General features: G+C 68.8%; 25 protein-coding genes. 19 read left to right on the forward strand and 6 right to left on the reverse strand.

Annotated elements, in window-relative coordinates:
* Positions 1-122: 122 nt before the first annotated feature.
* Positions 123-746: an HAD hydrolase-like protein gene (locus WT24_RS15765; RefSeq protein ID WP_059793386.1), complete on the reverse strand. Its 624-nt coding sequence runs from the start codon at positions 744-746 to the stop codon at positions 123-125.
* 160 nt (positions 747-906) lie between these two features.
* Here WT24_RS15765 and WT24_RS15770 point away from each other — a divergent pair, with 160 nt between their 5' ends.
* Complete coding sequence (locus tag WT24_RS15770) at positions 907-1,350, forward strand: GNAT family N-acetyltransferase (protein WP_059502573.1); 444 nt, start codon at positions 907-909, stop codon at positions 1,348-1,350.
* A gap of 56 nt (positions 1,351-1,406) precedes the next feature.
* Positions 1,407-1,625: a DUF1653 domain-containing protein gene (locus tag WT24_RS15775; protein WP_006480837.1), complete on the forward strand. Its 219-nt coding sequence runs from the start codon at positions 1,407-1,409 to the stop codon at positions 1,623-1,625.
* A gap of 61 nt (positions 1,626-1,686) precedes the next feature.
* Here WT24_RS15775 and WT24_RS15780 read toward each other — a convergent pair whose 3' ends face one another.
* Both WT24_RS15780 and WT24_RS15785 read right to left on the reverse strand, forming a co-directional pair.
* Positions 1,687-2,898, reverse strand: coding sequence for a winged helix-turn-helix domain-containing protein (locus tag WT24_RS15780; RefSeq protein WP_059502575.1), 1,212 nt, complete (start codon positions 2,896-2,898; stop codon positions 1,687-1,689).
* Positions 2,899-3,265: 367 nt separating this feature from the next.
* Positions 3,266-4,654 carry an MFS transporter gene (locus WT24_RS15785; RefSeq protein ID WP_060034644.1) on the reverse strand — a complete coding sequence of 463 codons (1,389 nt, stop codon included), beginning with the start codon at positions 4,652-4,654 and terminating at the stop codon, positions 3,266-3,268.
* Between the two features lie 404 nt (positions 4,655-5,058).
* Here WT24_RS15785 and WT24_RS15795 point away from each other — a divergent pair, with 404 nt between their 5' ends.
* Together WT24_RS15795 and treA are read left to right on the forward strand one after the other, a co-directional pair.
* Positions 5,059-5,688, forward strand: coding sequence for a TetR/AcrR family transcriptional regulator (locus WT24_RS15795; protein WP_059502580.1), 630 nt, complete (start codon positions 5,059-5,061; stop codon positions 5,686-5,688).
* 136 nt (positions 5,689-5,824) lie between these two features.
* Positions 5,825-7,543 carry an alpha,alpha-trehalase TreA gene (gene treA / locus WT24_RS15800; RefSeq protein WP_060034650.1) on the forward strand — a complete coding sequence of 573 codons (1,719 nt, stop codon included), beginning with the start codon at positions 5,825-5,827 and terminating at the stop codon, positions 7,541-7,543.
* A gap of 109 nt (positions 7,544-7,652) precedes the next feature.
* Here treA and WT24_RS15805 read toward each other — a convergent pair whose 3' ends face one another.
* Positions 7,653-9,134: a carbohydrate porin gene (locus WT24_RS15805; protein WP_060034653.1), complete on the reverse strand. Its 1,482-nt coding sequence runs from the start codon at positions 9,132-9,134 to the stop codon at positions 7,653-7,655.
* A gap of 91 nt (positions 9,135-9,225) precedes the next feature.
* Positions 9,226-9,489, reverse strand: coding sequence for a hypothetical protein (locus WT24_RS15810; RefSeq protein ID WP_060034656.1), 264 nt, complete (start codon positions 9,487-9,489; stop codon positions 9,226-9,228).
* Between the two features lie 1,081 nt (positions 9,490-10,570).
* Between WT24_RS15810 and WT24_RS34900 the strand changes: the two genes are divergently transcribed.
* On the forward strand, positions 10,571-10,708 hold the full coding sequence (locus WT24_RS34900) for a hypothetical protein (protein WP_179949356.1): 138 nt from the start codon (positions 10,571-10,573) through the stop codon (positions 10,706-10,708).
* A 117-nt stretch (positions 10,709-10,825) separates the two neighbouring features.
* On the forward strand, positions 10,826-12,472 hold the full coding sequence (locus tag WT24_RS15815; RefSeq protein WP_059502588.1) for an Nramp family divalent metal transporter: 1,647 nt from the start codon (positions 10,826-10,828) through the stop codon (positions 12,470-12,472).
* A 130-nt stretch (positions 12,473-12,602) separates the two neighbouring features.
* Here the strand turns inward: WT24_RS15815 and WT24_RS15820 are convergent, their stop codons facing one another.
* On the reverse strand, positions 12,603-13,511 hold the full coding sequence (locus tag WT24_RS15820; protein ID WP_059502801.1) for a LuxR family transcriptional regulator: 909 nt from the start codon (positions 13,509-13,511) through the stop codon (positions 12,603-12,605).
* 284 nt (positions 13,512-13,795) lie between these two features.
* On the opposite strand from WT24_RS15820, the gene WT24_RS15825 reads away from it, so the two are divergent.
* The 13 genes from WT24_RS15825 to sctT all read left to right on the forward strand — a co-directional run bounded on the left by WT24_RS15825 (position 13,796) and on the right by sctT (position 26,822).
* Positions 13,796-14,629 carry an autoinducer binding domain-containing protein gene (locus tag WT24_RS15825; RefSeq protein WP_059502591.1) on the forward strand — a complete coding sequence of 278 codons (834 nt, stop codon included), beginning with the start codon at positions 13,796-13,798 and terminating at the stop codon, positions 14,627-14,629.
* 249 nt (positions 14,630-14,878) lie between these two features.
* Entirely contained in the window at positions 14,879-17,086 is a 2,208-nt protein-coding gene (gene sctV / locus WT24_RS15830; RefSeq protein ID WP_059502593.1) for a type III secretion system export apparatus subunit SctV, read from the forward strand.
* Positions 17,083-17,361 (forward strand): type III secretion system export apparatus subunit SctS, encoded by a 279-nt coding sequence (sctS, locus tag WT24_RS15835; protein WP_006480854.1) that lies wholly within the window; start codon positions 17,083-17,085, stop codon positions 17,359-17,361. Before sctV ends, sctS begins: the two co-directional genes overlap by 4 nt.
* Positions 17,361-19,400 (forward strand): type III secretion system outer membrane ring subunit SctC, encoded by a 2,040-nt coding sequence (gene sctC, locus WT24_RS15840; RefSeq protein WP_059502595.1) that lies wholly within the window; start codon positions 17,361-17,363, stop codon positions 19,398-19,400. The genes sctS and sctC overlap by 1 nt, the downstream gene beginning before the upstream one ends.
* Complete coding sequence (sctD, locus tag WT24_RS15845; protein ID WP_060034659.1) at positions 19,381-20,739, forward strand: type III secretion system inner membrane ring subunit SctD; 1,359 nt, start codon at positions 19,381-19,383, stop codon at positions 20,737-20,739. The genes sctC and sctD overlap by 20 nt, the downstream gene beginning before the upstream one ends.
* A gap of 140 nt (positions 20,740-20,879) precedes the next feature.
* On the forward strand, positions 20,880-21,092 hold the full coding sequence (locus WT24_RS15850) for a hypothetical protein (RefSeq protein WP_006480857.1): 213 nt from the start codon (positions 20,880-20,882) through the stop codon (positions 21,090-21,092).
* Between the two features lie 124 nt (positions 21,093-21,216).
* Positions 21,217-21,693 (forward strand): hypothetical protein, encoded by a 477-nt coding sequence (locus WT24_RS15855; RefSeq protein ID WP_060034663.1) that lies wholly within the window; start codon positions 21,217-21,219, stop codon positions 21,691-21,693.
* Between the two features lie 50 nt (positions 21,694-21,743).
* Positions 21,744-22,631 carry a type III secretion system inner membrane ring lipoprotein SctJ gene (gene sctJ / locus WT24_RS15860; protein WP_060034666.1) on the forward strand — a complete coding sequence of 296 codons (888 nt, stop codon included), beginning with the start codon at positions 21,744-21,746 and terminating at the stop codon, positions 22,629-22,631.
* Positions 22,628-23,368 carry a SctK family type III secretion system sorting platform protein gene (locus WT24_RS15865; protein WP_059502601.1) on the forward strand — a complete coding sequence of 247 codons (741 nt, stop codon included), beginning with the start codon at positions 22,628-22,630 and terminating at the stop codon, positions 23,366-23,368. The genes sctJ and WT24_RS15865 overlap by 4 nt, the downstream gene beginning before the upstream one ends.
* On the forward strand, positions 23,350-23,979 hold the full coding sequence (sctL, locus tag WT24_RS15870; RefSeq protein ID WP_059502604.1) for a type III secretion system stator protein SctL: 630 nt from the start codon (positions 23,350-23,352) through the stop codon (positions 23,977-23,979). Before WT24_RS15865 ends, sctL begins: the two co-directional genes overlap by 19 nt.
* A complete protein-coding gene (gene sctN, locus WT24_RS15875; RefSeq protein ID WP_060034669.1) occupies positions 23,976-25,358 on the forward strand; it encodes a type III secretion system ATPase SctN in 1,383 nt (460 codons plus the stop codon). The genes sctL and sctN overlap by 4 nt, the downstream gene beginning before the upstream one ends.
* Positions 25,351-26,019 (forward strand): hypothetical protein, encoded by a 669-nt coding sequence (locus tag WT24_RS15880; RefSeq protein ID WP_060034672.1) that lies wholly within the window; start codon positions 25,351-25,353, stop codon positions 26,017-26,019. The genes sctN and WT24_RS15880 overlap by 8 nt, the downstream gene beginning before the upstream one ends.
* A complete protein-coding gene (gene sctT, locus WT24_RS15885) occupies positions 26,013-26,822 on the forward strand; it encodes a type III secretion system export apparatus subunit SctT (RefSeq protein ID WP_060034675.1) in 810 nt (269 codons plus the stop codon). The genes WT24_RS15880 and sctT overlap by 7 nt, the downstream gene beginning before the upstream one ends.
* Positions 26,823-26,836: the final 14 nt, after the last annotated feature.

Raw genomic sequence — 26,836 nt, forward strand, 5'->3', positions numbered from 1 at the left:
TGCATGAGATGCGCGTGCTTCTCATCTGCAATTCATCGGCGTGATGGCGTCGCAGCCGTGGCCGTCGCGATGGCCGCGCATCGGGCGAGTGGGCTGCGTGAGGGCGTGGCGTGCGTGAAGCGTTACACGCGATCGAGCAGCGCATCGAGGCGCGGCAGCAACGGCGTCGCGCAATGTGCCTGCAACGCGTCGGGTGCCGTGTAGCCCCACGCGACACCCTGAAAGGCGATACGTGCATGCCGTGCCGCGTCTGCGTCGCGGATTTCGTCGCCGACGTACAGCACTTCGTCGGCGCGCACGCCGGCCTCGCGAACGAGCGCGCGCAGACGGCGCGCCTTGCCGAACAGCGGAATGCCGCAGGCGAAATGGTCGACGCGCGCGCCGGCGCGCGGGCCGAGCCGGTCACGTACGATCTCCTCGGTATTCGACGTGGCGATCGCGATGCGGATGCCGCGCGCGGCGAGCGCGTCGAACGTTTCGTCGACCCCGGGGAACAGCCGCACGTGCGCGACGCGCGGCCGCATCAGGCGGCGCATGTCGATCGTCACGCGCGGCACTTTCCACATCGGCACCTCGAGCGCGCGGACGATGTCGCGCGCCGACATGCCGCGCAGCGCCGGGCGCAGTTCGGGCGTGGCGTCGCGAAAGCCGTGCAGGCGCGACGCCTCCGACAGCGCGGCGAGAAAACTGTCGAGCGAATCGGCGAGCGTGCCGTCGAAGTCGAAGGCGACGAGGCGGTAGGTCATGAAGCAGCGTCTCGGTTTATCGGCGGATGCCATTGTCGCCGAATCGAGGATGAGCAGTGCGGCTGTTCGTCCACGGCGGACACTGGTGCCCCTTGTTCCGCATCCCACGGCGCGGTATCGTCGATGCTCCGCCTTCCGCCCCTCGCACCGGAGAACAGACGTGCCCGCTGCCACTCCCGCCACGCTCAGATTTTCCACCGACAAGCGCGAACTCGACATCGACGCGATCTTCGAATTCCTGCATCGCGACGCGTACTGGTCGCAGGGCATTCCGCGCGACGTGGTCGAGCGGGCGATCGAGGGCTCGCTGTGCTTCGGCGCGTACGTCGGCGACCGGCTCGTCGGGTTCGCGCGGCTCGTCACCGATCACGCGACGTTCGCGTATCTGTGCGACGTGTTCGTGTTGCCGGCCGAACGCGGCAACGGCTACGGCCGCGCACTGATCGACCATGTATTCGCGCAGGAGATGGTGCAGCGGCTGCGCCGCATCATGCTCGTCACGACCGACGCGCACGAACTCTATCGGCCGGTCGGTTTCGGTCCGCCCGCGAATCCCGAGCGGCTGATGGAGATCCGCCGCCCCGACATCTACACGAAACGCTGACGGGCGGCGCAGCGCATACAATACGCGCTTTCCGTTTTTGCCGAAGAGAAGCCACCATGACCGAACAGGAAGCCGAACAGCTCGCGACGCACCGCCACTACAAGGGCGGCCTGTACCGCTACATCGGCGTTGCGCGCCACTCCGAAACCGAGGAATCGGTGGTCGTCTACGAGCATCTGTGGCCGCATGCGCGCGGGCTGTGGGTGCGGCCGGAAGCGATGTTCAACGGCAATCTCGAAGACGGCACGCCGCGTTTTCGCAAGCTGCGCGACTGATATCCGCGGCCGGCGGCGCGCGCCGCAAGGTAGGCCGGTTGCGTGAGCGAGCGTACGCGCGTTACGTACCGGCGAGGGCCTTCACCAGTTCCGGCGGTGCATGCCTGACCGTCACCTCCGGCGTGCCGTGCCACGCCGCGAGTTTCTTCACGGCCTTTGCAACATCGGTCGCGAGCCCGGTGCCGAACCGCACGCCCGGCTCGACGTGCACGGCTTTCAGCTCGAACGTGCCGAGCGTGCGATGCGCTTTCGCGTCGACGCGGCCCACCAGCCGGCCGCGATGCAGCACGGGCAGGCAGAAATAGCCGTAGCGCCGCTTGTGCGCGGGCGTATAGCACTCGATCGTGTAATCGAAACCGAACAGCGTCGACGCGCGCCGGCGATCCCACACGACCGGGTCGAACGGCGACAGCAGCGTCGTAACCGTCGAGCGCAGCGTATCGGCCGCCGCCGCCGGCAGCAGCGCATCGAGCGAGCGATGTACGTAGGCCGGCTCCTTCCAGTCGTCGATCTGCACCGGAATCAGGTCGCCGGCCTCGGCGAGCCGCTCGAGTTCCGCGCGGTACGAACGGCGCGGCAGCCGATAGTAGTCGGCCACCCAGTCCGCGCGCACGACGCCGAGCGCGCGACACGTGTAGTCGAGCAGCGCGGGCAGTACGGCCTCGCGCGGCGGCAGGTCGCGCGTATCGTCCCAGTCCGGCAGCACGCGTTCGCGCACGTCGTACACGCGCTGGAAATTGCGGCGCTCCGACACCATCAGCTCGCCCGTCGTGAACAGCACTTCCAGGTGACGCTTTTCCGGCTTGCGATCCCACCAGCCGTTGCCCTTCACGCCGTCCTCGCGCGCGAAATCGGCTGACCGCACCGGGCCTTCCTCGCGAATCCGCGCAAGCAGCCGTTCGATTTCCGGACGATTCTGCGCGTGCCATTCGGCCGCATATTTCCAGCCCATCCCCGACGGATCGAGCATCTTGTAGCGCATCAGCCCGAATTGCTCGATCGGCAGGAAACACGCTTCGTGCGACCAGTATTCGAACAGGCGCGCCTCGGCGAGATGTTCGTCGAGCCAGTGCGGCGAGAAATCGCCGAGCCGGCTGAACAGCACGAGATAAGGGCTGCGTGCGACGACGTGGATGGTGTCGATCTGCAACTGCGCCATCCGGCGGATGGTGTCGAGCACGTCGGACTTGGTCGCCTTGCGGCGCGGCGGCGTGAGCAGGCCCTGGGCGGCGAGATGCAGTGCGCGGGCGGCGGCGGGCGAGAGCGTGAGCATCGGAAGGACGGTCGAGGGTGGCGATCGGGAACTACTTTAGCGCGAAAGCGGCGCGCGCGTGCGACGCGCGGCCGCAACGCGTCTGACAATGGTTGACAGATGCGTTTTGCAAGTTTCCCTATAGTGCAGTTCATGGCGCGACGACAAATGCGCGCAACGATTCCGCTTCCGACGCACATATGTCCATGGCACGCAGGAAGCGAATCCGGGATTCCCAACCCCCATCGGGAGCCCCGGAGCCCTGAGCGGACATCCATGCGGCTGTGCACCGGCCCCGTGTGGATGTCCGCTGATTTTTTTGTTTTTCCGGTTTGGCGTCCGTTGCTGCGCGACAGGTCATGCCGCCGCGCCGGCCGCTTGATGCCGCTCATTGCCGCTTGCCGCGCGCGACTTCGTCGCCGGCGCCGGGCGGCAGCCGCCGCGTGATCGGAATCGACGCGAACGAGCACAGCCCGACCACCAGGAACGCGGGCCAGAAATCCGACCACACCATCGCCTGATGGCCCTGGAGCCAGTGCGACACGTGCAGTACGAGGCCGGCCACCGTCACGCCGAGGCCCAGCGACATCTGCTGCACGACGCTGCCGAGGCTCGTCGCGCGGCCCGCGTCGCGCGGCGAGATGTCCGCGTAGATCATCGAATTCAGGCTCGTGAACTGCAGCGCGGGGAAGATGCCGCCGACGAGCACGATCAGCCAGATTGCCCACGTCGCCATGCCGGGATGGAACACGCCGTACGCGGCGATCGCCAGGCCCGCGAATGCCGCGTTGTAGATCAGCACCGTGCGAAAACCGAAGCGGCGCAGCGTATGCGTGGCGGTCGAGCGGCTGACCGCGCCGCCGAGCGCGGACGCGCACGTGATGAGCCCCGAGTGGAACGCGCTCATGCCGAGCCCTTCCTGCAGCGCGAGCGGCAGCAGGAACGGCACCGCGCCGAGCCCGACGCGGAACAGCGAGCCGCCCACGACGCTCGCGTGATACGTCGGGATCTTCAGGAAACTGAGGTCGAGCACCGGGCGCTCCTTGCGGCGCGCGTACGGCACGTACAGCGCGAGCATCGCGGCGCCCGCCGCGCACATGGCGATCGCGTTCGAGCGCGACGTGAGCGAACCGTCGATCAGCGTGAGGCCCATCAGCAGCAGCGCGGCGCCGCTCGCCGACAACAGGAAACCGAACCAGTCGAGCGGGCCCGGGTCGGGCTCGTGCGTGTTCGCGATGTGCTTGCTCGCGAGGTAGATCCCGTAGAGGCCGATCGGCACGTTGATGAAGAAGATCATCCGCCAGTGCAGGTAGGTCGTGATGAAGCCGCCGACGAGCGGCCCGACCGTGGGCCCGAACAGCGCGGGAATCGCGAGGTAGTTCATCGCGCGCACGAGATCGGAGCGCGGCACCGCGCGGAAGATGATGATGCGCCCGACCGGCACCATCATCGCGCCGCCGACGCCCTGTATGAAGCGTGCGAACGTGAGCACGCCGAGGGAGTTGGACGCCGCGCACATCAGCGAGCCGACGACGAAGATGCCGATCGCGGTGCGGAACACGGCGCGCGCGCTGAAGCGGTCGGCGAGCCAGCCGCAGATCGGAATGAACACGCCGAGACCGACCACGTAGGCCGTGATCGCAATGTTCAGGGTGACGGGGTTGTGCCCGAAGTCCCTCGCCATCGCAGGCAGTGCGGTGACGATGATGTTCGCGTCGACGCTTTCCATGAACAACGCACAGGCAACGATGAGCGGTGCTAGAAAGACGGGCGACATGGGCTGGGCGCGCGGTAAAGGCGTCATTATGCCCACAATGTGACCGCTGCGTCACGTGCGACAACAGTTGTTCCGCATGTTGCAACAGTCGTCTTTTCCGGAGGATGGCGGCGAAGGGACGACTGCGCATGTGCGAGCGATGCGTTGCCGGTGCGTGCCGCATGCGTTGCCTGGCACGAACAACGCAGTGTCGCCGCAGCGGAGCGTGGGCGCGTTTTCGATGCCGGGCTGGACGTCGCCGCAGTGATCGCCGAACGGTGTGTCGCACGGCGCGTCGACCGCGCGTTGGCGCTCGAATGCGACGAGTGGATCGACGTTGGCCGGCCGGATCGATGCCTTTTGACGGAGCGGCAGGACGTTCCTAAAATATGAGCGATTGCTCATATTCAAGCCCGCCTCCCGCCATGTCCGAATCGTCGTCGCGCATTCCGCTTTCGCCGCGCAAGGCGCCGCGCCAGCGCCGCTCGGTGGCCACCGTCGATGCGATCGTCGAGGCTGCCGCTCGCATTCTCGAGCGCGACGGCTTCGACGGTTACACGACGAACGCCGTCGCCGCGCTGGCCGGCGTGAGTATCGGCTCGCTCTACCAATATTTCCCGAACCGCGATGCGCTGACCGCTGCGCTCGTCGAGCGCGAGAGCGCGCATCTGCTCGACGACGTCGAGCGGGCGGCCGCGCTGTCGTCCTGCGACGACGTGCTGCGCACGCTGGTGCGCGGGGCCGTCGCGCACCAGATGCGCCGGCCGGCGCTCGCGCGGCTGATCGATTTCGAGGAGGCGCGGTTGCCGCTCGGCGCGCGCACCGCGCGCGTCGCGGACCGCATCCACGCGACGTTGCTGCATGCGCTCGGGTTGCGGGATGCGCCGCGCGTCGCCGCGCCCGACGTCGTCGCGCACGATCTGCTCGCGATCGTGAAAGGCATCGTCGACGCGGCGGGCGCGCGCGGCGAGACCGATGCGGATGCGCTCGACGCGCGCGCGTGGCGGGCGGTGCGCGGCTATCTCCGGGAGTCGCGCGAATCGAAACTTGCTTGATATGCATGTTTCGTGCGACAGTCGCACCCATTCGCTCCACAACATGACGCGTATCGATCGAAGGCCATCGAGACGAACGCGCGCGCGAACGAGACCTCGTGCCGATCCACTCACCATCGAAAGGAGGGGACACGCCATGACGTCACGTCGTGCCGCACCGCTTGCATCTCGCTTCCCGTCGCGCCAGTCACCGCCCGCGCCGCGTCTGCGCTGGGCTGCTGCACTGGCCATCGCCTATCTCGCCGTCGCCGGTTGCGCCGCGCAGGCCGACAATGCGAACCAGGCCGCCGCGCAAGCGGCCAGCCAGTCCGCGATGCCTGCCACCACCGCAGCCGCTCCCGCTCCCGCGTCGGGCACGCTGCTGCCGCCGCCGAGCCAGCTCTACGGCGACCTGTTCGTCGCGGTGCAGACCGCGCAGCTCTACCCCGACCAGAAGACCTTCGTCGACGCCACGCCCGATACCGACCCCGCGACGATCGTGCAGTTGTATCAGCAACAGAAATCGCAGCCGGGCTTCTCGCTGAAGGCGTTCGTCGACCAGCATTTCACGCCGCCCCCGGAAGGCGGCGTGACGCCGCCGCCGAATCAGACGCTGCGCCAGCATATCGACTGGCTGTGGCCGCAGCTCACGCGCACGAGCGTCACGGCGCCCCCGTACAGTTCGCTGATTCCCATGCCGAAGCCGTACGTCGTGCCGGGTGGCCGTTTCCGCGAAGGCTACTACTGGGATACCTATTTCACGATGCTCGGGCTGCAGGTGTCGGGGCGCGAGGATCTCGTCGACGACATGCTCGACAACTTCGCATATCTGATCGATACGATCGGGCACATCCCGAACGGCAACCGCACGTACTACGCGAGCCGTTCGCAGCCGCCGTTCTTCGCGTACATGGTCACGCTCGCCGCGCAGGCCGAAGGCGACAAGGTCTACCAGAAATACCTGCCGGCGCTGCGCAAGGAGTATGCGTACTGGATGCAGGGCGAAACCACGACGCCGCGCGGGCAGGCGGCGCGCAACGTGGTCGCGATGCCCGACGGCGCCGTGCTGAACCGCTACTGGGATGCGAGCGACACGCCGCGCGACGAGTCGTATCTCGAGGACGTGACCACCGCGAAATCGGTGCCGTCCCGCCCGGCGAACGAGGTGTACCGCGACCTGCGCGCGGGCGCCGAAAGCGGGTGGGACTACAGCTCGCGCTGGTTCGGCGACGGCAAGACGCTCGCGACGATCCGCACGACCTCGATCGTGCCGGTCGACCTGAACAGCCTGATGTTCCATCTCGAGACGACGATCGTGAAGGGCTGCGCGATCACGCGCGACATCGCCTGCGTGGCCGATTTTTCAGGGCGCGCGGCGCGGCGTGCGGCCGCGATCAATCGTTACCTGTGGAACCGTCGCGGCTATTACGGCGACTATGACTGGCAGTTGCGCAAGCCGCGCGACGGCGTGACGGCGGCCGCGCTGTATCCGTTGTTCGCGGGCGTCGCGTGGCCGGAGCGCGCGAAGGCGACCGCGCGCGAAGTGCGCAAGACGCTGCTGCAGCCGGGCGGCCTCGCGACGACGACCGAGAACACGGGCCAGCAGTGGGATGCGCCGAACGGCTGGGCGCCGCTGCAGTGGATCGCGATCGACGGGCTGCGCCGTTACGGCGAGCCGGCGCTCGCGAAGGACATCGGCACGCGTTTCCTGTCCGACGTGAAGCACGTGTACGCGACCGAAGGCAAGCTCGTCGAGAAATACGTGGTCGAGGGCACCGGCACGGGCGGCGGCGGGGGCGGCGAATATCCGTTGCAGGACGGCTTCGGCTGGACCAACGGCGTCACGCTGAAGCTGCTGGGGCTGTACGGCGAGTAATGCACCGCGGGTAAGCCGCGGGCGGGCCGTGTGCTTGCACGGCAGGCAACCCCACGGGCCGGACCGTCGCGCAAGCGGCCGTCCGGCCCGTGTTTTCATGCGGCGGGCGTCAGAACGTGATCGTCGTGCGCACGCCGACCACCGTTTCGTCGCCGATGCGCGCGCCGGCCGCGTTCGGGTTCGGGATGCCGCCGCCCGGGCGGAAGAAGTGCTGCAGGTCGGCCTGCACTTGCCACCATGGAGCGATCTGGTACTGATAGGTCGCCTCGACGACCGTCTCCGCACGGCGCACCGGATAGCCGGGCGTCGTGTACGCGCCGGTGTCGCCGTCGAGGCCGCGCGCATGCGAGCCGATCTTCGCGTAGCCGATCGCGATGCCGGCGACGTCGTTGTCGCGTCCGGCGAACGGCGCCTTCAGCGTCACGCCGGCGTTGGCGGCGAAATCGACGACATTGCGATCGCCCGGCGAGCCCATCACGCGCGCGAACACGCCGACCGAGCGCGGGCTGTCGGCGGACGGCCGCCACACCATCTGATCCGCGACCGCATAAAAGCCGTAGTTGCCGCGATGCGTGGCAGGGGTACCGTTGCTCGCCGGATCGGCGAGCGACAACCCGTCGGCGCCGTAGCGCGGATCGTTCGCATGCTGCGAGTGATACCAGAAGCCGAGTTTGTACGTGCCGGGCAGGCCCGCCGGTTGCGAGGCCTTCGGATCGGCGGGCGGCGCGTTCAGCGCGTACTGCACTTCGCCGATCACGAATGCGCCGCTGCGCAGGTTGAAGTTGGTGCCATGCGCGTTCAGCACCTGCGCGTCGCCGTCGGCGCGGCCGGCCGGGTTGCCGTCGAACACGCCGACCATCGCGGTCCACGCGTCGGCCGGTTTCACGCGCAGCCGCACGCCGAGCGACGACAGCGGATACGCGGGGCCGCCGGACGGCAGGTCGGTGGACGGCAGCACGGGCCAGCCGAACGTCGCGTTCATGAACGTCGCCGCATTCTGGCTCACCATGAATTCCTGGTCGACGCTCTGCTGGCCGACTTTCACGTCGACCTTGCCGTCGAGCAGCGACTGCTGGTACCAGAGTTCCCACAGGCGGGTGGTCGAATTGGCCTCGATGCCGGTCGCGGTCTGCAACGTCTGCAGGTAGCGCTGCGTGAGGTTGGTGCCGTGGATCTGCAGCCCCGACACGTTGAACGTGCCGCCCGGCAGGCCGATCGCCTTGCCGGTATCGACGTCGAAACCGAATTGCGTGAGCCCCTGGTACGCGCCGCCGCGACCCGTGCCGCCGGACGTGTTGTACAGATACTCGCTGGTTTCCTGCAGGCTCAGCGTGACGCCGTGCTCGTCGAGCACGTCACGCAGGCCGCCCATGTTGCCGAGCAGGTTCGAGCGTTCCCAGAGGCCGGTGGGCGCGGGCGCGGCAGCATCGGCGGCCTGTTGCGTGGGGGCGGTAGCGTCGCCCGCGCCGGCCGCCGGTTCGGCGGCGGACGCTGCTTGTGCGAATGCGGAGGTGGCGGCGAGCGACAGCAGCAGCGCGGCGAGCGCATCGGCGCGACGCTTGCGCGGGATGGGTGAGAGCGGGTTCTTCATTTGGGTTCCGTTGGCAGTTTGATTAGTTAAGCTGAGGAAACGGGAACGGGATGCGGGGGCATGCGACGAGACGGCCCGCGCGGAGAAGGGCTTACGGCAGCCAGCCGCCGACGCGCCACACGTGCGCGAAGCCGACGCGGGGCGCGACCGAGCACAGCAGCGCGGCGAGCGCGACCGCGGTCGCCGTCGCGGCGATGAGCAGGCAGTCGAGCGGGCGCGGCGCCGGTGCATGGGCGAGCGCCCGGCCGCGCCAGTGGCCGAATGCCCGGGCGAACGATGCGCGGCCGGAAAGCGAGCCGTTGCACGCGACGCGCACGATGCGCTTGAGTCTGACCGCGAACGATTGAAAGAACATGACGCTGCCTCCGTTGCGTCCGGCGAACGCCGGACGACGTGATCGAGCGCGGGTGCGTGACGCGGCCTGCGATCGGAGGATGGAACATGGCGGAGCGTGCGACTGACGAACCGGCGATGGCCGGCCCGGCTGGAGGCGCGCTAACCCGACGAGTGCGAGCTAGCGGCAAAAGACATGCGTCTGGCTGCTATCTCGCGATGGCTTGGCCGGCCTGGACCGGCATCGAACTACAACTAGAGCATGTGTCCACGGAGGGTCTCCCGTGATGAATTGGGGCGGATTGTAGTCGCGACTTTTGCTGCGGCGCAAGTAAAAAACGCACGAAAGATGCGCTGTGTGGTGCGAGCGTGGCGGCGCAGCGGCGCCGCCGCGCGGCCGCCCGCCGATGGCGAAAAGGATGCGCGGCGGGGTGCCGGGCCGTTGCTCGCACGCATCGGCGCGTGGCCGCCTCATGACGGCACTGAAAGGTTTCGGAACGTTATTTCAGGGTGAAATCTTTCAATCGCGGCGGGCGGGAAATTTATTTCGAAAAATGGGGTTTCGAGGGGTTGACTTCACTTTCGGGCGGTCCATAGAATCCGCCATCTTCACTCTTGGGGCCGCCGCCTTGGACGCCTGCAGTAGTCGATCTTCGAACGAAATTTCCGCCTGAGCGACCGACGTCCGCGCCTCATCGAAGCCGCCGTTTGTCTCCCGGGCAAACGGTGCGCGCAGCAGTACTTCGCAGCCACTCCCTACGTGCACCCTGATTCGCGCCGGTTAGCGTGATGCGTTTTCGCATGCGTTGCCCGGTTTCACCCCCGCCCGGCAGGCGGCCGCGTTCGCGCATCCGTTCTCCGGGCGCGCGAATGCCGGCCCGCAAGCCGGACGGCGGTCAACCGTGTTCCCCGGAACACCGCACAGGAGCCGCCATGAACGACAGTGACAGTTGTCCCTTATGCCCGTTGCATACGCAGACCCTTTCGAACCCGGGTCGCGGGGACAATCCGGCCGACTAGCCTGACACGTCGTTCAGGCCCCGGACTGGCCCCGCGCCCACGACGCGGCCGGCACGCCTGCCGTCGCCGCACGGAGCCAGACCATGAACTTCGGCCTTCTGCTGTCGAACTTTCCGCACGTCACGGAATCGCGCCACCACTACGACGCGATGCTGACGCTCGATGCCCGTCCGCGGGTGTTCGCCCGCCTGCTGAACCAGCTGAAATGGTTGATCCACTGAGAAGAAACGCCGAGCGCGCCTCGGCATGCGCACGCGCAGCCGCCCGAGGGCGGGCGCCGCGTGCGCATTCCAAGGTCACACGCTTATCGAACAACCCTTAGCCGTACGGAATACATCATGTCCACGCCATCCAACGTCTCTCCACCGATCGCGGCCGATCGCGGCGCCGTGCTCGACGAAGCCCATCTGGGCGACATTCGCGGTGCGCTCGGCACGATCGCGCACCACGACACCGGCGCGCGCGGCACGTGGTGGGCGCGCCTGCGCACGCTGCTCGCGATCATCGGCCCGGGCCTGATCGTGATGGTCGGCGACAACGACGCCGGCGCATTCGGCACCTATACGCAGGCCGGCCAGAACTACGGCACGACGCTGCTGTGGACCCTGCTGCTGCTCGTGCCGGTGCTCTACGTGAACCAGGAAATGGTGCTGCGCCTCGGCGCGGTCACGGGCGTTGGCCATGCGCGCCTGATCTTCGAGCGCTTCGGCAAGTTCTGGGGCGCGTTCAGCGTGATCGACCTGTTCCTGCTCAACGCGCTGACCATCGTCACCGAGTTCATCGGCATCACGTTCGTGCTGGATTTCTTCGGATTGCCGAAGGTGGCCGGCGTGTGTGTCGCCGCCGCGCTGACGATGGCCGCGGTCAGTACCGGCGATTTCCGGCGCTTCGAGCGGTTCGCGATCGGGCTGTGCGTGCTGAGCCTGCTGCTCGTGCCGGTGCTCGTCTCGATCCACCCGCCCGTCGCGCAGATGACGCGCGATTTCTTCGTGCCGAACTGGCCCGCGCACGCGAAGCTGTCCGACGTGATGCTGCTCGTGATCGGCATCGTCGGCACGACGGTCGCGCCATGGCAATTGTTCTTCCAGCAGAGCTACGTGATCGACAAGCGCATCACGCCGCGCTTCATGAAATATGAAAAGGCCGACTTGTGGATCGGCATCGCGTTCGTGCTGGTGGGCGCGGTCGCGATGATCGGCTTCAGCTCGGCGCTGTTCGGCGGCCATCCGGAAGCCGGCAACTTCACCGACGCGGGCGGCGTCATCGCGGGCCTCGAGAAGTATGCGGGCCGCACGAGCGCGACGCTGTTCGCGGTCGCCTTGCTCGACGCATGCATCATCGGCGCGGCGGCCGTGTCGCTGTCGACCGCGTACGCGATCGGCGACGTGTTCAAGATCCGCCACTCGCTGCATCGCGGCGTGACCGACGCGAAGGGCTTCTATCTCGTCTATTTCGGCATCGTCGCGGCCGCGGCCACGCTCGTGCTGATCCCGGGCAGCCCGCTCGGGCTGCTGACCGAAGCCGTGCAGACGCTGGCCGGCGTGTTGCTGCCGAGCGCGACGGTGTTCCTGCTGGTGCTGTGCAACGATCGCCAGGTGCTGGGGCCGTGGGTCAACTCGACGAAGCTCAACGTGTTCACGGGCGCGGTGATCTGGGTGCTGGTGCTGCTGTCGATCATCCTGACCGCGTCGGTGATGTATCCGGACATCAGCGGGGAGGCGATCGTCGACGTGCTGGTGGGCGGCACCGTGCTCGCCATCGCCGGCTATCTCGCGACGGTGCTGATTCGCCGCCACAAGCGCGTCGTCGAGCCGGCCGTCGACCGTTCGCTGCGCGACACGTGGCGCATGCCGCCGCTCGACACGCTCGAGCCGCAGAACATGACGCTCGTGACGCGGATCTGGATGGCCGTGCTGCGTGGCTATCTGGTGATCGCGGTCGGTCTCGTGATCGTGAAGGTCGTTCAGATGACGTTGCTGAAGTAATGCTGCCCGTCTGACCGGACGCGGCGCCGGACCCGGCGCCGCGCCGCAACCCATGCATGCCGGCCCGCGAGGCCGGCATGTGCGTATGCGCGCCCGGTTTCGCGAAGCGGCGCCCGCGCCGCGCCCGTGCTCAGATCAGCTCGAGCTTCGACGTCAGGTACGTGAGCTGGATCCGGTTCGCGACGCCGAAGCGCTTGCGCAGCTTGCGCAGGTGATAGTCGACGTTGTGCGCGCTGGTGTCGAGACGCCGGCCGATTTCCTTGTCGGACGCACCTTCGGCGATGCCGAGCAGCAGCTCCTGCTCGAACGGCGTGAGCCCGTTGACCGCGCGCTCGCGCGACGTCGAGATCAGTTGAGGCGACGCGAACTTGTGTACCGACAGCCCGATCGACAGTGCCTGCTCGATCGTCGCCGGCGTGATCCATTCGCGCGTGCGGCGCGGCGCGGTGAAGCTCATGAACGCGTGCAGCCGCGTGCCCGGCACGGCCATCGAATACATGATGCCGCTGCACATCCCGTCGTCCTGCATCGTCTGCAGGAAGCCGTCGAGCGCGGCCGGGCTCACGCACGGCGCGTCGTCGCGCTCGCGGTGTTCGCGGCGCAATTGCTGCAGGTCCCACACGATCGGCATGTTGCACACGCGCGCGCCGAGCGTGCGCGGATCGACGTCGTGATGGTTGTGACGCACGTAGTCGCCGCGATAGGTGGCCGGCGTGAACGCTTCGTGCAGGTAAAGACTTTCGACGCGCTCGCGCGTGAATTCGAGCGCGAAGTACGCGAACGTCGAGAAGCCCGTCAGATGCAGCAGGCTCGCGACGATCCGGTTGCGCTCGGCCGTGCTCTGCGCGTGCGCGAGCGTATCGGCGACGCCGAGCTTCGGCGCGTGCGGCTGCGCGACGTCGCCGCCTTTCACGTCGTCGCACCAGACGACCTGCACGGGGCGCTCGCGCAGCGCGTCCGCGCTTGCGTGCGATCCGCGCGACGAGCGGGACAAGGTGGTTGGGGCGACCGCTTCTTCATGCAATGCAATATCGGACATGAGCCATCCCTCGGAATCGACGCGCATCGCCTGGCGGCGGCCGTATCGTGTACGGCATTCGCGGCGGTGCGACCGAGCATCGTTGTGATATGCGCCGATCGTCATCCCTGACGAAACGCGGGGGCATTGTACAAAAATGCCGGTGTGTGCGTAATATGCCGTAATACGAATGGCGGCGAAAGGTTCATATTCGCACGCCTATGGCGACGACCAGAAAATCATAAAGAAAAGACCAGATCGTGACGGGGCGCAGTTTCACATATTGGGAAAGGGGCGGGCTCCTCATGACATATGCTGACGGCGCACCACGCGTCGAGTGGTTCTCACAAGCCGATATAGCGGCCGCTGCCGCTTATTCGAACGAATATCATGCAATCGAGCGCGACGTTTTTACCGGTATTCAAATAACGTCCGGTAAAAGCGACCTCGCGTCATTCGATTTCGCGCAATGCCATGCGCGATTGCGGCAAATCGGATTCAGTACGCTCGGTTACGGCGCGTACGAAATGATCGGGCGGCGCATTCTGCGCGCGCATCTGTTGCGCGACCTCGCGCCGGCGACGTTCATGCAGCCGTTCATCGAAGGGATGCTGTACGAAAGCGATCCGCGCTTCGCGCAGGTGCGGCAGAGCGGCTTCCCGGTCGCGTGGCGGCTCGACGAGATCGAGGCGGCCGCACAGGGCAGCGGCGACCGCAAGGTGCTCGCGCTCGCCGGCCATCTGCGCGCGCATGCGATGAACAGCGGCGTGATCTTCAGCCTGTCGGCGCCGCACCTCGACCTGCGCGTCGCGGTGAACGTGACGTCGGAAACGCACGGCACCGACTGGATCGACGATCGCGTGATCGGCGGCGCGCTGTCGGTCAGTCTTGCCGTGCATCGCGTCGCGCTGCCGTTCCTCGAGGCGCGGGTCGCGCGCATGCGCGGCTTCGCGCTCGGCGACGAGCAGCAGCAGGTGCTCGACCGGCTCGTGCACGGGCTGTCCGACCAGGAGATCGCGAGCGCGCTGCGTACGTCGCTGCACAAGGTCGGGCACCACATTCGCTCGCTGGAAAAGCTCTTCAACGTGCAGAACCGCGCGCAGCTCGCGTACCTCGCCGCGCGGCGGCTGCCGTCCTGATCCGGCGCCCGTCGCAGGCGCGCGCCGGCCCCCGGCGCGCGATGGAAGCGGTTCCGGCGGCACGTGCCCGAGCGGGCCGCCGGGTTTCGTAGTCCGATTCGATCGTCTGAGGAAAACGCGCTTTCGCGCTACGAGGCGCGCTTCTTTTTCCGCCGTTTCCCGTCGCTACACTCGTCCCATTCAACGGTCCGCGCAGCACGGGGAAGGGTTGCCCGTGCCAGCCGGCGACAACGACAGGACAACGGCACGATGGCTGAACCGAAGGCGCTCTCCCGCGACTGGCAGCGGTGGTTTTCCGCCGGCCGCGGCGTGTCCGGACGGCGCCTCGGAGGCGCCTCGCCGCGCGCCGACCTGTTTCTCGCGACCTTCATCGTCGCGGTCGTCGCGCTGTTCATCCTGCCGCTGCCGCAGGCCGCGCTCGACGGGATGATCTCGCTGAATCTCGCGGCGAGCGTCGTGTTGCTGACGGTGTCGACCTACGTGCCGTCCGCGGTCAGCTTCTCGTCGTTTCCCGCGCTGCTGCTGTTTACGACGCTGTTCCGGCTCGCGCTGAACATCGCGTCGTGCAAGCTGATCCTGCTGCATGCGAACGCCGGCCACGTGATCGATGCGTTCGGGCGGCTGGTGGTCGGCAACAACGTGGTGGTGGGCGGCGTGGTGTTCCTCGTGATCGCGGTCGTGCAGTTCATCGTGATCGCGAAAGGGTCGGAGCGGGTGGCCGAAGTCGGCGCGCGCTTCTCGCTCGACGCGATGCCGGGCAAGCAGATGAGCATCGACGCCGACCTGCGCGCGGGCATCATCAGCGCCGACGAAGCCCGCGAGCGCCGCGAGAAGCTGGAGCAGGAATCGCAGATGCACGGCGCGATGGACGGCGCGATGAAGTTCGTGAAGGGCGACGCGATCGCGGGGCTCGTGATCGCGTTCATCAACATCGTCGCGGGGATCGCGGTCGGTACGCTGATGCACGGGATGGACATCGGCGAGGCGCTGCAGCGTTACGCGATCCTGACGGTCGGCGACGGGATGGCGTCGCAGATTCCGTCGCTGCTCGTGTCGATCGCGGCGGGCATCGTGACGACGCGCGTCGCGACGCGCGATGCGCGGCAGCGCCAGCTCGGCGAACAGCTCGGCGAGCAATTGGGCGCGCACCCGCGTGCGTTGCTGATCGCCGCGTTCGTGCTGACCGGTTTTCTCGTCGTGCCCGGTTTTCCGAAATGGTCGTTCGCGCTGATCGCGCTCGGCCTCGGCGTCTTCGCGTTCTCGCAGCTCAAGCGCAAGACGTCCTCGCCGAGCTTCAACCTGATTCACGTCGCGGGGCGCGTCGGCGCGGCCGACGACGGCCAGCCCGCGAAGGTGTCGCATGCGGCGGGCGTCACGTCGCTGATCGCGGTGTCGCTGTCCGACGACCTGCGCACGGGCCTGAACCTCGCGCAACTGCAGGCGGCGTTGTCGAGCGCGAAAGCGCGCGTCGACGCGGACATCGGCACGGTGTTTCCGCGCATCACGCTGAACGACGACGAGGGGGCGCCGGCCGGCACGTACCGGATCTACCTGCAGGACGTGCTCGTCGCGCACGGCGCGCTGAAGCCGGGCTGGCTGCTGTGGGACGGCGTCGCGCCGCTGCCCGAGCGCGCGGAGCGCCAGCCGGCCGAGGCGTTCGGCCCGTTCGCGACCGCGCTGTGGATCAAGCCGGACGGCGCGGCGCCGGACGGCAAATGGCTGTCGAGCGAGGGCGCGCTGGCCGCGCACGTCGAGCAGATCGTGCGCCAGCATGCGGACGAACTGCTCGGCATCCAGGAGACGCAGGCGCTCGTGCATCTGGTGCGCCGCGATCATCCGGAACTCGTGGGCGAACTGACGCGGCTCGTGCCGCTGCAGCGCGTGACCGAGGTGCTGCGCCGGCTGCTCGCCGAGCAGGTGCCGATCCGCAATTTGCGCGTGATTTTCGAGAGCCTGATCACGTGGGCGCCGAACGAGCCCGACGACGTGATCGCGCTGGTCGAACTCGTGCGCGTCGACCTGCGCCGGATGATCACCGATCGTCACGCGGGCACGGCGCGCCAGTTGCGGGTCGTGCTGTTCGAGCAGAACCTGCAGGAACGGATCGAGAGCGCGGTGATGCGCACCAAGCAGGGTAATTTCCTCGCGCTGTCGAGCGCGGTCAAGCAGGACATCGGCGAGCAGGTGCGCGCGATCGTGCAGGCCGCGCAGGCGGCCGGCCCCGGCAGCCACGGCAACGCGCCGGGCGCCGCGCGGCTCGCGGTGATGGTCGCGCTCGGCGCGCGCCGCTACGTGAAGACGATCCTGCAGCCGGTGCTGCCCGAACTCGCGGTGCTGTCGTACCAGGAAGTCGAGGAGGACGTGCAGTTGCATACGGTCGGCTGGGTGAAGAACCCGCCGGACGACGGCACGGTCGGCGCGGGCGCCGACGTGCGCGCGCCGGGGGCCGTGCAATGACGAGCTCGACGATCCTCGACCTGACGCGCCAGGCGCTGATGCTGGTGCTGCTGCTGTCGCTGCCGATCGTGCTGATCGCGACCGTCACGGGCCTCGTCGTCGCGATCCTGCAGGCCGTCACGCAGGTGCAGGACGCCAATATCGGCATCGCGGTGCGGCTGATCGCCGTGATGGTCGCGCTCGTGCTGCTGTCGGGCTGGCTCGGCGGCGAAGTGCTGCGCTTCGCGCAGCAGGCGCTGGAACGCATGTTCGTTTCTTCCACAGGAGTCCTTTGATGCGTCGACGCGTCGCCTCGATCCGGTTTCAACCGCGCAGCCTGCAACGGGCCGCGCTCGCCGTGTGCGCGACCGCGCTGCTCACGGCGTCGCTGTGCATGGCGCCCGCGCAGCATGCGCGCGCCGCGGACCTGCGCTGGCGCAACAAGCCGTTCACGATCGTCGCGAACGGCAAGAAGATCGGCGACTTCATCCGCGAGCTCGCGTCGTCGCAGGGGGTGACGGCGGTGGTCGACCCGAAGGTCGACGGCGTGATCAGCGGCCGCTTCTCCGGCACGCCGCAGCAGACGCTCGACACGATTTGCTCGACCTACGGGCTCACGTGGTACTACGACGGCTCGTTCCTGTACGTCGATCCGGCCGACCAGTCGCAGACGCAGATGATCCCGATCCCGCCGAACGCATCCGGCGAAATCGGCCGCGCGCTGCAGGCGATGCAGATTCCGGACAAGCGCTACACGCTGGTGATCAACGACCGTGCGAACAGCGTGTACGTGGCCGGCCCGCGCCGCTATGTCGAGCTGGTGCGACAGGCGGTCGGCTCGGTCGGCGATCCGTCGGCGAACGGCGCGCATGCGGACATTCGCGCGTTCCGGCTGAAATACGGCTGGGCGTCGGACTTCACGATCAACCGCTCGGGCAAGGAGGTGACGGTGCCGGGCGTCGCGACGATCCTGCGCAGGCTGTTCGGCAAGGGCGGCGGCACGACCGCGGCGCCGTCGAGCACGCCGCTCGGGCAGGCCGCGCGGCAGGTGAAGCTCGGCTCGGGGCTGACGATCGCGGTGCCGCGGCTCGATTTCCCCGATATTTCCGGCGGCCCGCGGCAGGGCGGTTACGGCGGTGCGGACAGCAGCCTGGGCGGCGGATTCTCGCCGTTCTCGAACAACGGCGGCGGCGACACGCTGCCGCAGATCGTCGCCGATCCGGCGATCAACGCGGTGATCGTGCGCGACCTGCCGGAGAACATGTACCGCTACCAGTCGCTGATCGGCCAGCTCGACGAGCGGCCGCGCATCGTCGAGATCAACGTGACGATCATCGACATCAACGAGGATTCGCTCGACAGCCTCGGGATCGACTGGCGCCTGCACACGACGCACGGCGACGTGCAGATCGGCAACGGCGCGAACCCGTTGAACGGCAACACGCAGTACAACGGCGCCGGCAATCCGCCGCTCACGTTCGGCGTCGGCGCGTCCGAAACGGGGTCGACCGGCACCTTCATGCCGACCGGCATCGCGCTGACCGCGTCGATCGGCGGCTCGCTGCGCAATTACCTGCTCACGCGCGTGAACGCGCTCGCGCAGAAAGGCCAGGCGCAGCTGCGTTCGAAGCCGAAGGTGCTCGCGCTCGACAACACCGAGGCGATCCTCGAGAACCTCACGCAGTTCTACGTGCAGGTGCCGGGCTACCAGGATTCGTCGCTGTACAGCGTGACGACCGGCACGAGCATCAAGGTGACGCCGATGATCGTCGACGAGGCGATCCGCAATGCGGCGGCCGTCTCGGGCAATCCGCAGAGCGTGATGATGTCGATCGACATCCAGGACGGCAATATCGTGCCGGGACAGGCGGTGTCGAACGTGCCGGTGATCCAGCAGCGCAACATCGTCACCAAGACGATGATCGACGAAGGCAAGAGCCTCTTGATCGCCGGTTTCAACGACGACGAGGTGCGGCTGAACAAGAGCGGCGTGCCGTGGCTGTCCGACATCCCGCTGATCGGCAACCTGTTCAAGTACACCGACAAGTCGGGCAATCACATGGAGCGGTTCTATCTGCTGACGCCGCGCGTGGTGACGACCGCGTCGATGTATGCACCCGATGGCGCGCCCGTGAACCCCGGCGTCGACGGTCCGGCGAACCAGGAAGGGATGTCGATGTATCGCCCGCCGGACAACGACATCGCCGTTCCGCTGACGCCGAAGCCGCTGCCCGGCACCAAGTTCGGTCCGCCCGCTTTGCCGCCGCCGCCGGATGCGGCGGCGCAGCCGGCGACGACCGCAGGAGTGGTCACGCATGTCGACGAGCATCATTGAACCGCACGGCGAAGGCGCATTGCCCGGCGGCGCGGGAGGCGCAGGGGCCGGCTCGGCCGCGCTCGCGTCGCCGTGGAACCTGTGCTTCCTGAGCGGGCCGATGTACGGCCGCACGATGTCGCTCGCGCGCGGCGCGAACTGGGTCGGCACGGCGGCCGATTGCGAAGTGATCCTGCCCGATCGCGAGATCGGCGCGAAACAGGTGTGCCTGCAGGTCGGCGCGCTCGCGGTGACGGTGCAGAACCATGGCGGCGACACCGGCGCGCCGGTGCTGTTCAACGACGAGCCGCTCGGCACCGGGCGCCGCTCGCTGACGCCGAACGACGTCGTGACGGTCGGCTCGATCCGGCTCGGCATCGCGCGGCATGCGCAGGCGAGCGTCGCGCTGCCCGACGAAACCGACGCGCCGGACGCCGCGCGCGAGGCCGCGTGGCTCGGCTGGCTCACGGGCGGGCTGCGCCGCCTCGGCAGCCGGCGGCTCGTGATCGCGCTGGTCGCGCTGTGGCTGGGCGTGCTGCTCGGCGCGCTCGGCTACGGCTTCGTCGCGTGGTCGGGGCGGCTGCCGTGGCAGCACGAGTCGGTGCTCGCGCGCACGCACCGGCTGCAGCAACTGCTGCACGCGTATCCGGAGCTGGCCGTCGCGCCGCGCGACGACGGCGTGATCGTGTCGGGCTACGTGAGCGACCCGGCCGCGCGCGAGCGCGTCGCGCAGATCGTCGCGGGCGTCGACAACGCGGCGCTGGGCAACATCTACGTGGTCAGCGATCTCGTGGCGACCGCGCAGACCTATTTCAGCGACACGGCGCTGACGGTCACGTATCTCGGCCGCGGGCGGATCGAGCTGACGGGCACGGCCGCGCGCGCGCAGATCGAGCCGCGCATCCGCAACTACATGAAGGACGCCCGCCCGGCGCTCGAGGTGGTCGATCACGTGCGCGATGCCGATGCGGCCGCGCCGCGCACGGCGACGACGCTCGGCGGCACGGCCGGCATTCCGGAGATCACGACCGTGTTCGCCGGCGACGGCGACCAGCGCTACATCGAGACGGTCGACGGCAGCCGCTATTTCGAAGGCGCACGGCTGAAGGAGGGGGCGACCGTCGTATCGATCGGGCCGGACGCCGTGGTGTTCAAGCGCAACGGCCAGCGCATCACGATGCCGCTCGGCGGCGCGTCGGCGAGCGCGCCCGAGCAGGCGCCGGCGCCGCCCGTCGCACCGCTCGCGAGCGGCGCGGCGGCGGGCGTCGCGCAGCCGGTGCCGGGGCCGACGCTGTTGCCCGATGCGCCGGCGACGCCGGCCGTCGCGGCGGCCGGCGCATCGAACGCCGCGACGCACTAGGGTCGCGACAGGATCGGCGCATCGCGTCGCGCGATGCGCGCATTACGCGACACGCCGCGCGCATGCGGCGCGTCACGTCGCCGGCGGGGCATGGGGCCGCCGCCGGAATGTGGAGTGTGGTTCACGTAAAGGAGCGAAGCATGGGTACCTCGGCAGCAGGTGGTGTGACCAATACGGGCGACGTGCAGAAGCAGGCCGACGACCTGACCAAGACGCAGCTCGAACTGACGAAGATCAACTTCCAGGTTCAGCAATCGACTGCGACGTTCGAAACCAGCAACGCAGTGACCGCGCAGGAGGGGACGGCGAATGCCCAGGTTGCGCAACACCTGAGTTCCGCCGGCCGCGCGTGACGCCGGTCGCCGGCCGTGCCGCGCGACGCCGGATGCCGGGGCCGCCCGTGACGGGCGCCCGGTGTGGCGTGGGTGCGTGCCGGCCGGCCCGTTCCCGGCTCTGCCGGTCAAGGAGGACACGATCATGTCGGTAACAGGCGTAGGCGCGGCGCCGCCGGGCGCAGCCGCGCTCGCGAGTGCCGCGCAGCAAACGGGTGCGACGTCCGATCCGGCGCAGGTGCGCCAGTTCGATGCGCTGATGCAGCCGGGCGCGTCGCCGGCCACCGCACCGTCTTCGTCGGGCGTCGCGATGTCGCGCGCGCCAGCGGATGCGGCGCCGGCCGTGCAGATGACGCCCGCGCAGGCGAACCAGTCGTCGCTCGTCGAGCGGTTGCGCACGTACGGCAACGATCTCGACGCGCGGTACGCGAACATCGACAAGCACCGCAGCGAAATGCTGACGTCGATGGCAGACAGCCGCAGCGATCCGCTGATGACGATGGTGAAGGCGATGGATTTCCAGTGGACGGCAACCACCACGATTTCGGAATACCAGTTGAGCCTGTCGGTTGCGCAGGCGGCGAACGGCTTCACGCATACGGTGCTGAAGACGCAGGAGTGAAAGCGCGCGTGGCGGCCATGCGCCTTCACGCGCCCTGAAGCGGACAAACGATGACGATGATCGATTCGACGCCGCGCACGCATGCGTGGCGCAGCCGGGCGGCGCGCGCGCTGCTCGCGGGGCTGCTCGTGCTGTTGGCCGGGTGCCAGAAGGAGCTGTACTCGGGCCTGTCGGAGCGCGACGCGAACCAGATGGTCGCGGTGCTCGGCGACGCGGGCATCAGCGCGTCGAAGGACAACGACGCGCGCGACACGTCGGACCGCAACGCGTGGCTCGTGAGCGTCGCGGACGGCGACATGCAGGCGGCGCTCACGGTATTGCAGGCGAACGGGCTGCCGAAGCCGAGCTATGCGAGCCTCGGCGAGCTGTTCCAGAAGCAGGGCCTCGTATCGACGCCGGCCGAGGAGCGCGTGCGCTACCTGTACGGCGTGTCGCAGGATCTGTCGCGCACGCTGCAGGACATCGAGGGCGTGGTGGTCGCGCGCGTGCAGGTCGTGATTCCGGAGAACGATCCGCTCGCGGACAAGATCAAGCCGTCGTCGGCCGCGGTGTACATCCGTTACCGGCAGGGCGTCGACCTGCGCGCGATGGCGCCGATGGTCAAGGATCTCGTCGCGCACAGCATCGAGGGGCTGCAGTACGACAACGTGTCGCTGTTCCTGCAGCCGGCCGCCGCACGCGCGACGCGCGTGGACGGAATCGGCAGCGCGGTGTCGGACATCCTGCGATTGCGCTCGCCGCTCGGCTGGCTCGTGTTCGCGCTGATCCTGCTGACCTGCGCGGTGATCGCGCTGTCGGCCGCCCGGCGCGGGATGTTCGGTGCACGGCTCGCGGGCCTGCTCGGCGCGCCGCGCGGCGCGAACGGGGGCGGCGGCGCGGCCGCGCAGCAGGCAGGCGGCGGGCTGCGTACGCCGGACGGCGCGCGCGACGGCGCATGAGCGATCCGCACGCGCCGGCGTCAGGCGATGCGGCCGAGGCGGCGCTGCTGCCGTGGCTGCAGCCGCTTGCGCCGCCGCCCGCCGCGCGCGCTGCCGCGTTTCATGCGCTGGTCTGCGACTTCAACCTGCGGCCCGACCGCTATCTGCACGTGACGCGCGTGCCGGCCGAGTGGCCCGCGCGCTACCGTTCGCCGGACGCGTTCGGCGCGGCCGGCCGCAAGCTGCTGGCGCGCCATCTGCTCGACGTCAACGGCGTGGCCGACCGCCACGACTTCGCCGTGGCGAATCCGTGCGCGCGGCTCGCGCTGCTGCCGGGCGCGGCGCTCGAGCAACTGGCCGCGTATGCGGGGCTGCTGCTGCACCGCGCATGGCTGCGCGACGCGCTGGCCGGGCGGCGCATCCGCGCGGAAGTCGCGGCGCGGCTCGGCGGCGATGCGCTCGAACTCGCGCTCGAACGCGCGCCGGAATTCGGCGCGCTCGCCGAAACGCTCGAACCGTGGCGTGCCGATCCCGCCGCGCTGCCGGCCGTGATCCGCGCGCGCGGCGGCCGGTTGCTCGCGGATTTCATCGGCGTGGCCGGCGACGCGGTGGCGCGGCGCGTACGCCTGAAATTCAACCGCGCGATCGACGACGAAGCGCCGTACTGGCTGAACCGCGCGCAGCGCGACCAGTTCGGCGAACTGATGTTCCTGTTTCTGATTCCCGAGAGGCTCGCGTCATGGGACTGGCTTTTCTGATCACGAGCGACAACCTGCAACTGCTGTCGGAGCGCAAGGTGCTCAAGGAGCGCGAATACGCGGCGCTGCTCGACGCGTCGGCGGTGATCGCGACCGCGCATGAAGAGGCGGCGCGCATCGTCGCCGACGCGCAGCGCGAATTCGACAAGCGCCAGGCAGCCGGCTACGACGAAGGCATGCGCCGCGCGCAGCGCGAGCAGGCCGCGCAGGCGTACACGCAAGCGCTCGCCGCCACGCGCACGATGGAGACGATGAAGGACGCGATGGCCGATATCGTCGTGAAAGCCGTGCGCGCGATCGTCGGCGAGATGAGCACGCAGAAGCTGTACGAGGCCGCGCTCGCGCGGATCGCGCCGCTCGTGCGCGACGAGGCGTTCCTGATCGTGCGCGTCGCGCCCGGTCGCACGGAGGAGATGCGCGACGCGCTCGGCGGCGCGTTCGCGGGGCAGTCGAACCGGCAGAAGATCCGCATCGTCGAGGACGCGCAGCTCGAACGCCACGCATGCACGGTCGAGACGCCGTCCGGGCGCATCGACGCGAGCCTCGACCTGCAGATCGACGCGTTGCGTCAGGCGATCCGCCGCGACGCGCTGAAGGGCGCCGCGCGATGAACGCGCCGCTCGACGATACGCAGCCGTTCGGCAGCGGCGACGACGACGGCGTGCCGTTCGATCGCGGCCGCCTCGTCGGCGAGCTCGACGCGGGGCTCGCGTTTTTCTCGCCGGTGTCGGTGCAGGGCCGCGTCAATCACGCGGTCGGGCAGATATTGAATGCGACGGGCATTCGAGCGCGGCTCGGCGAAATCTGCGAGCTGCGCACGCCGAACCAGCCGACGCTGCTCGCGGAGGTGGTCGGCTTCTCGCGGCAGACGACGCTGCTGACGCCGCTCGGCGACGTGGCGGGACTGTCGCCGGAGACGACCGTCGTGCCGTCCGGGCGCGAGCATGTATTTCCGGTGGGCGAAGGGCTGTTCGGCCGCGTGCTCGACGGGCTCGGCCGGCCGCTCGACGATCGCGGGCCGGTGACGGGTGCCGCGTGGGTGTCGACGCAGCAGGATCCGCCGAACCCGCTCGCGCGCAAGATGATCGACACGCCGTTTCCGACCGGCGTGCGCGTGATCGACGGCCTGATGACGCTCGGCATCGGGCAGCGCGTCGGCATCTTCGCGCCGTCGGGCGTGGGCAAGAGCACGCTGCTCGGGATGATCGCGCGCGGCGCGCAGGCCGACGTGAACGTGATCGCGCTGGTTGGGGAACGCGGCCGCGAGGTGCGCGAATTCATCGAGCACAGCCTGTCGCCCGAGGTGCGCGCGCGATCGATCGTCGTCGTGTCGACGTCGGATCGCCCGGCGATGGAGCGCGTGAAATCCGCGCTGGTCGCGACCGCGATCGCCGAGCACTTCCGCGATGCGGGCAAGCGCGTGCTGCTGCTGGTCGATTCGCTGACGCGATTCGCACGCGCGCAGCGCGAGGTCGGCCTCGCGAGCGGCGAGCCGCCGACGCGGCGCAGCTTTCCGCCGTCGACCTTCGCGGTGCTGCCGCGCCTGCTCGAGCGCGCGGGGCAGGGCGCGCACGGGTCGATCACCGCGCTCTATACGGTGCTCGTCGAAGGCGACGAGGAGTCGGACCCGATCGCCGAGGAAGTGCGCTCGATCCTCGACGGCCATATCGTGCTGTCGCGCAAGATCGCGCTCGCGAACCGCTATCCGGCGATCGACGTGCTCGCGAGCCTGTCGCGCGTGATGCCGCTCGTCGCGAGCCGCGCGCACCAGCATGCGGCCGCACGCGTGCGCGAGCTGATCGCGAAGTACCAGGAAATCGAACTGCTCGTGCAGATCGGCGAGTATCGCGAAGGCAGCGACCGGCTTGGCGATCTCGCGCTGCGCGCACGCGATGCGATCGGCGCGTTCTGCGCGCAGGCGTCGGACGAGGACGTGCGCTTCGACACGCTGCTCGCGAAGCTGACGAAGCTGGCGAACGATCATGTCTGAAGCCGACGACCGCCTCGTGCTCGCGACGCTCGCCCGCCTCAAGCGCGTGCGCGAGATGCGCAGCCAGATCGCGCGCGTCGCGGCCGCGCGCCAGCAGGGCATTGCCGCGCAGAGCCGGCGCGCGCTGGCGGCCGCGCAGGCGCAGCTCGCGCAGCAGGTCGCGGCGAAGGCGGCGATCCAGGCGCGCCTGGCCGACGACGTGCGCGAAGCGCGTGCGTTGCAGAACGCGGCGGCCGATACGCGCACGTTCGACCGCCATATCGGCACCGCGAACGCGTCGGTGAGCGAGGCCGCGCACGTGCATCGCGGTCACGAGGCGACGCTCGCCGACCTGCAGCGCGCCGCGCGCAAGGCGAAGGCCGCCGAGGACAAGCTGGAGAAGGCCGGCGAGAAGGCGCTGCACGCGCGCGCCGCGCGGGTCGAGCGCGACGCCGACGAAGTCGCGGACGGCTACGCGGTGCGGCGCTTCGCGACGGGCGGCACCTGGGTGGCCGGCGCGGGCGATGCGTCGGGCCATGCGTCCACGCCGCCGGAGGCTGCCGCCGCGTTCGATGCGGCAATGACCGAAACGGAAACGGGCGCCGATAGCGCCGCCGAAGCCGATGCCTGCGCCGCGCCCGACGATCCCGCCCCGCCCGCCGCCGCGGAGCGCCGATGCTAGACCAGGCCGCGGGCTTCAACGACGTCGCCGGCATGCTGCGGCCGCTGCTCTACGTGATGCCGCGCCTGCTGCCGATCATGTTCGTCGTGCCGGTGTTCAACGAACAGATCGTCACGGGCCTCGTGCGCAACGGGATCGCGGTCGTGATCGCGGCGTTCGTCGCGCCGACGATCGATGCCGCGCAGGTGGCCGCGCTGCCGTTCCTGATGTGGTGCGTGCTCGTCGCGAAGGAGGCGATGGTCGGCATGCTGCTCGCGGGCGCGTTCAGCGCGGTGCTGTTCGCGATCCAGGGCGTCGGCTACCTGATCGACTTCCAGACCGGCAGCGGCAGCGCCGCCTTCTTCGATCCGATGGGCGGGCACGAGGGCGGCCCGACCTCGGGATTCCTGAATTTCGTCGCGATCGCGCTGTTCGTCACGGCGGGCGGTTTGCAGGTGCTCGTGCAACTGTTCGCGCAGTCGTACGCATGGTGGCCGATCGGCTCGCTCGGCCCCGATTTCTCGTCGATGCTGCAGACCTTCATCATGCGGCAGACCGACACGATCTTCGAATGGATGGTGAAGCTCGCCGCGCCGGTCACGATCGTGCTGGTGCTCGTCGAGCTCGGCATCGGCCTGGTCGGCCGCGCGGTGCCGCAGCTCAACATCTTCGTGTTCTCGCAGCCGCTGAAGAGCGCGCTCGCGGTGCTGATGATGATCCTGTTCCTGCCGGTGGTGTACGCGTCGCTGCATTCGCTGCTGAGCCCCGACAGCGGATTGATGGCGTTGCTGCGCGCGCTGTTCGCCGCGCACGGCGGCGGCTGAGCGCGCCGGAGCCG

It is taken from the genome of Burkholderia sp. MSMB1078WGS, from assembly GCF_001528895.1.
Lineage (GTDB): Bacteria > Pseudomonadota > Gammaproteobacteria > Burkholderiales > Burkholderiaceae > Burkholderia.

Bases quoted from the DNA above. Each gene is read 5' to 3' on its own strand.
- sctL (WP_059502604.1), top strand. From the start codon at position 23,350: ATGGGACTGGCTTTTCTGATCACGAGCGACAACCTGCAACTGCTGTCG.
- sctN (WP_060034669.1), top strand. From the start codon at position 23,976: ATGAACGCGCCGCTCGACGATACGCAGCCGTTCGGCAGCGGCGACGAC.
- WT24_RS15780 (WP_059502575.1), bottom strand. From the start codon at position 2,898: ATGCTCACGCTCTCGCCCGCCGCCGCCCGCGCACTGCATCTCGCCGCC.
- WT24_RS15775 (WP_006480837.1), top strand. From the start codon at position 1,407: ATGACCGAACAGGAAGCCGAACAGCTCGCGACGCACCGCCACTACAAG.
- WT24_RS15810 (WP_060034656.1), bottom strand. From the start codon at position 9,489: ATGTTCTTTCAATCGTTCGCGGTCAGACTCAAGCGCATCGTGCGCGTC.
- WT24_RS15820 (WP_059502801.1), bottom strand. From the start codon at position 13,511: ATGTCCGATATTGCATTGCATGAAGAAGCGGTCGCCCCAACCACCTTG.
- WT24_RS15855 (WP_060034663.1), top strand. From the start codon at position 21,217: ATGTCGGTAACAGGCGTAGGCGCGGCGCCGCCGGGCGCAGCCGCGCTC.
- WT24_RS15865 (WP_059502601.1), top strand. From the start codon at position 22,628: ATGAGCGATCCGCACGCGCCGGCGTCAGGCGATGCGGCCGAGGCGGCG.
- sctJ (WP_060034666.1), top strand. From the start codon at position 21,744: ATGACGATGATCGATTCGACGCCGCGCACGCATGCGTGGCGCAGCCGG.
- sctS (WP_006480854.1), top strand. From the start codon at position 17,083: ATGACGAGCTCGACGATCCTCGACCTGACGCGCCAGGCGCTGATGCTG.
- treA (WP_060034650.1), top strand. From the start codon at position 5,825: ATGACGTCACGTCGTGCCGCACCGCTTGCATCTCGCTTCCCGTCGCGC.
- WT24_RS34900 (WP_179949356.1), top strand. From the start codon at position 10,571: ATGAACTTCGGCCTTCTGCTGTCGAACTTTCCGCACGTCACGGAATCG.
- sctC (WP_059502595.1), top strand. From the start codon at position 17,361: ATGCGTCGACGCGTCGCCTCGATCCGGTTTCAACCGCGCAGCCTGCAA.
- WT24_RS15880 (WP_060034672.1), top strand. From the start codon at position 25,351: ATGTCTGAAGCCGACGACCGCCTCGTGCTCGCGACGCTCGCCCGCCTC.
- WT24_RS15825 (WP_059502591.1), top strand. From the start codon at position 13,796: ATGACATATGCTGACGGCGCACCACGCGTCGAGTGGTTCTCACAAGCC.
- WT24_RS15850 (WP_006480857.1), top strand. From the start codon at position 20,880: ATGGGTACCTCGGCAGCAGGTGGTGTGACCAATACGGGCGACGTGCAG.
- sctD (WP_060034659.1), top strand. From the start codon at position 19,381: ATGTCGACGAGCATCATTGAACCGCACGGCGAAGGCGCATTGCCCGGC.
- sctT (WP_060034675.1), top strand. From the start codon at position 26,013: ATGCTAGACCAGGCCGCGGGCTTCAACGACGTCGCCGGCATGCTGCGG.
- WT24_RS15785 (WP_060034644.1), bottom strand. From the start codon at position 4,654: ATGTCGCCCGTCTTTCTAGCACCGCTCATCGTTGCCTGTGCGTTGTTC.
- WT24_RS15815 (WP_059502588.1), top strand. From the start codon at position 10,826: ATGTCCACGCCATCCAACGTCTCTCCACCGATCGCGGCCGATCGCGGC.
- WT24_RS15795 (WP_059502580.1), top strand. From the start codon at position 5,059: ATGTCCGAATCGTCGTCGCGCATTCCGCTTTCGCCGCGCAAGGCGCCG.
- sctV (WP_059502593.1), top strand. From the start codon at position 14,879: ATGGCTGAACCGAAGGCGCTCTCCCGCGACTGGCAGCGGTGGTTTTCC.
- WT24_RS15765 (WP_059793386.1), bottom strand. From the start codon at position 746: ATGACCTACCGCCTCGTCGCCTTCGACTTCGACGGCACGCTCGCCGAT.
- WT24_RS15805 (WP_060034653.1), bottom strand. From the start codon at position 9,134: ATGAAGAACCCGCTCTCACCCATCCCGCGCAAGCGTCGCGCCGATGCG.